We start from the raw sequence: 3,234 nt of genomic DNA, 5'->3' as shown, positions 1-3,234 counted from the left end.
TCCCGTTCTCCACATCCACCGACTGCTCCTTGATCCAGGCCGACTTGACGCCATGGAGCGTCTCGTTGGCCCGAGCAAGGCCAACCTTCGCGGCGTCTTCGAAACTGGTATCGGACTTGGCGCTGATTTCGGTGACGCGAGCGACGGTGCCTGACATGATGACCTCTCTCTTTCTCCTTCAGGCGAGTGAAGGGCCCAAGTTCGTAAGTCTTTGACCTCATTGGTCACGGGAACTAGGGGCTAATGGACCACCGAGTTTCCCCGGCACCGCCACCATCGCACCCCAGCCAACTGCGCGGCGAGGGGCCAAACGTCCTCAAGAATGCGCCCAAAGGTCACATTGCCCGCCGACAGCGTTCGATGCGCGAGCACCCGGGGGATGGTGGACGGTGCCCGCTGTTCGACCGGAATCACTGCTTTAGTTTTCGACCCGAAAGACCTTGTCCCGCACGATCCGTAGTTATGAGAAGGGTGGGCAAAGTCGACACTTAGTGCCGATGAGCGGCACCCGCCGGTGGAGATGCGAGCCGGTACACGTCGATCAATCGGCTGAGATCGGTTGCGGTGATAATGCCGACCAGCCGGCCCGCATCGACGACAAGAGCGCGGTTACCGGCGTGTGATCCCAGACGCTCCAGCAGTGCGGTGAGCGGCTCGTCCGGCGCCGCCGTGGGCACCCGGGGTAGGGGTATCGCGGCCTCACGCACTAAGGTGGCGGCGCGCTGGCTCGGTGCGACACCGCGCAGTTGCGCCAGGGTGATCAGCCCAATGATCGATCCATCGCGGTCGGCGACCGGATACGCTGAGTGGCGGTCGCCCAGCAGGTAATGCTGAATGAAATCCTCGATGGTGATGTCGGCGGGCGCCGTGTGGGGGTGGGCGGTCATGACATCGGCCACGCGGACACCGGCGATGGTTTGCCGGGTCATCACCTGTACCTCCTCCTCACGGGAAGCGGCGAAGATGAACCACCCGATAAACGCCAACCACACGCCGCCAACCAGGGCCCCCGCCAGAAACTCCAGCAGCCCGAGCGCGATCAGAATGAACGCGAGTATGCGCCCGGCGCGCGCTGCGCCGACGCCGGCGCGCACGGGATCGCCATAGCGGCGCCACAGGTAAGCCTTCAGGACCCGCCCGCCGTCCAACGGGGCGCCTGGTAACAGATTGAACAGGCCTAGCAGCAGGTTGATGCCTGCGAGCCACCAGGCGACGCCGACCACGATGTGTGCGATCCCGAGCGCGCCGAGTCCGTAAGCCGCGCCCCCGAAGACCGCCGCGAGCGCCAGGCTCATCAGCGGACCCGACACCGCGATCCGAAACGCCTCCCGAGGTGTCTTCGCTTCGCCCCCGAGGCGGGTGACGCCCCCGAACAGCCACAGCGTCACGTCGAACACCTTGACTCCGGCGCGGCGCGCGAGGATCGCGTGCGTCAGTTCGTGGGCCAGCAGCGACCCGAGCAATATCAGCGCACCGCACGCCCCAGCCAGCCAGTAGGCCCCTTTCGAGTAGCCCGGCACGGCGGCGGGCAACGTGGAGGCCAGGCTCCAGGTGAACAACCAGAGGATGACCAGCACGCTCCAGTTGACGCTGACCGGAAATCCGGCGATCCGCCCTATCGGGATGCCGCCCATGTCAAATCACCTCCAAAGATGGTGCCGGGCAGCGCATTAGTGTTGGCGGGCGACGATCACCGGGATGCGCGCCGCGTGTACCACGGTGGTGCTGACCGATCCGAGCAGCATTCCGGCGAATCCGCCCCGGCCGTGGCTGCCGACCACGACGAGTTGGGCGGACTCGGATTCATCGAGCAGATGGCGCGCTGGGCGGTCAAACACCAGCCGGCGGTGAATGGTGACGTCGGGATAGCGTTCCTGCCAACCAGCTAGGCGTTCCGCCAGGATTTCCGCTGCCCGGGATTGCAGGGGCGACCATTCCATGCTCAGCGAGTTGTCTAAGTCGCTCCGGGCGTGCAGGGCCACCAGGTCCACACCGCGGAAGGAGGCCTCGTCGAAGGCGATCGCGGTGGCCAGCTCCGATGCCGGCGAGCCGTCAATGCCGACCAACACCGGTAATTGCGAGGGTCCCAGCAGGATCGGCGCCTCGTCGTGGATCACCGCGACCGGGCAGTGGGCATGATGGACCAGCCCGACGCTGACCGAGCCGAGCAGGGTCCGCTGCAGCGCGTCATGTCCGCGGCAGCCGACCACCATCATGTGCGCCTCTTTCGACAGGTCGATAAGGGTCGGCACGGGCGCTGCGGACAGCAGTTCGCTGTCGATCTTGGGCCGGTTGCCCTCCACGCTGTCTTCGGCGACCTTGATCGCATCGGCGAGGACCTTGCGGGCCTCTTCTCTGTGCCGTTGGTAGATCTCGGCCGGGATGGGGGCGGCAGGCCAGACGGCTGGCGGGTTGGAGACGTGTACGAGGGTCAGTCCGATGTTGCGCATGGTTGCCTCGCGTGCGGCCCACCGTACGGCCATTGTCGATGACGGGGACCCGTCGACACCGACCACGACTCCCGGATGTGTGCTGCGACCGGACATTTCGCGGTCCTTCCTTGCGTGGATGCCGCCGACGCTAGATGGTCGGCGATCGCCGGTCAGGAGGCGTTGGTCCCCACGGGAGTGGTCCTAAGGCCCTTCGGCGCGGCGACCCCTCGCGCCACACTTGGGGGGATGACGCAGTTCGACGATCGTGGCGATGCTCAGCGTCTACTGGCCCAACGGCTAGTTTCGTTGCGCGGCGATATGAGGCTATTCGACGATCGTGTCGACGCCGGACGTCGGCTGGCCGAACGCCTGAAATCCTTGTGCGGCCAGGACATTGTCGTGCTGGGCCTGCCGCGAGGCGGGGTCCCGGTGGCTTTCGAAGTCGCCAAGGCGCTGCACGCCCTGCTCGATGTCCTTGTGGTGCGCAAGCTTGGGGTGCCGTTTCAGCCCGAATTGGCCTTCGGCGCCATCGGTGAGGGCGGGGTGCGGGTGATCAACGACTCCGTCGTGCGTGCGGCGGGCCTCCGCAGCCACGACATGGACGCGGTCGAAAACGCGCAGCGCGCCGAGCTGCAGCGCCGCGTGGAACGTTTCCGCCGCGGGCGTGACCGCATTTCGCTGGCGGGGCGGGTCGCGGTGATCGTCGACGACGGCGTCGCCACCGGGGCGACCGCAAAGGCCGCCTGCCAGGTGGCCCGCGCCCAGAGCGCGAGCCGGGTCGTGCTGGCGGTTCCCATCGGCG

4 protein-coding genes are annotated in these 3,234 nt (G+C 66.6%); 1 reads left to right on the top strand and 3 read right to left on the bottom strand.

Going from position 1 to position 3,234, the window contains the following annotated elements; translation table 11 throughout:
* The 3 genes from ACLP9N_RS08600 to ACLP9N_RS08590 form a co-directional block, all read right to left on the bottom strand.
* Positions 1 to 157: dodecin family protein (locus tag ACLP9N_RS08600; RefSeq protein WP_442407000.1), on the bottom strand; the 157-nt coding region annotated here is incomplete at its 3' end.
* Positions 158 to 488: 331 nt separating this feature from the next.
* Positions 489 to 1,634, bottom strand: coding sequence for a site-2 protease family protein (locus ACLP9N_RS08595; RefSeq protein ID WP_442406998.1), 1,146 nt, complete (start codon positions 1,632 to 1,634; stop codon positions 489 to 491).
* A gap of 36 nt (positions 1,635 to 1,670) precedes the next feature.
* Positions 1,671 to 2,546, bottom strand: a complete 876-nt coding sequence (locus ACLP9N_RS08590; protein ID WP_442406997.1) for a universal stress protein — start codon at positions 2,544 to 2,546, stop codon at positions 1,671 to 1,673.
* A 204-nt stretch (positions 2,547 to 2,750) separates the two neighbouring features.
* Between ACLP9N_RS08590 and ACLP9N_RS08585 the strand changes: the two genes are divergently transcribed.
* A partial coding sequence (locus ACLP9N_RS08585; protein WP_442406999.1) for a phosphoribosyltransferase occupies positions 2,751 to 3,234 on the top strand: 484 nt, incomplete at its 3' end.

Origin of the sequence: Mycobacterium sp., from assembly GCF_052144515.1 — a bacterium.
Classification (GTDB): domain Bacteria; phylum Actinomycetota; class Actinomycetes; order Mycobacteriales; family Mycobacteriaceae; genus Mycobacterium.
The sequence above is the reverse complement of the archived record's forward strand: the minus strand, read 5'-3'. Positions and strand labels throughout refer to the sequence as shown.

Bases quoted from the DNA above. Each gene is read 5' to 3' on its own strand.
- ACLP9N_RS08595 (WP_442406998.1), bottom strand. From the start codon at position 1,634: ATGGGCGGCATCCCGATAGGGCGGATCGCCGGATTTCCGGTCAGCGTC.
- ACLP9N_RS08590 (WP_442406997.1), bottom strand. From the start codon at position 2,546: ATGTCCGGTCGCAGCACACATCCGGGAGTCGTGGTCGGTGTCGACGGG.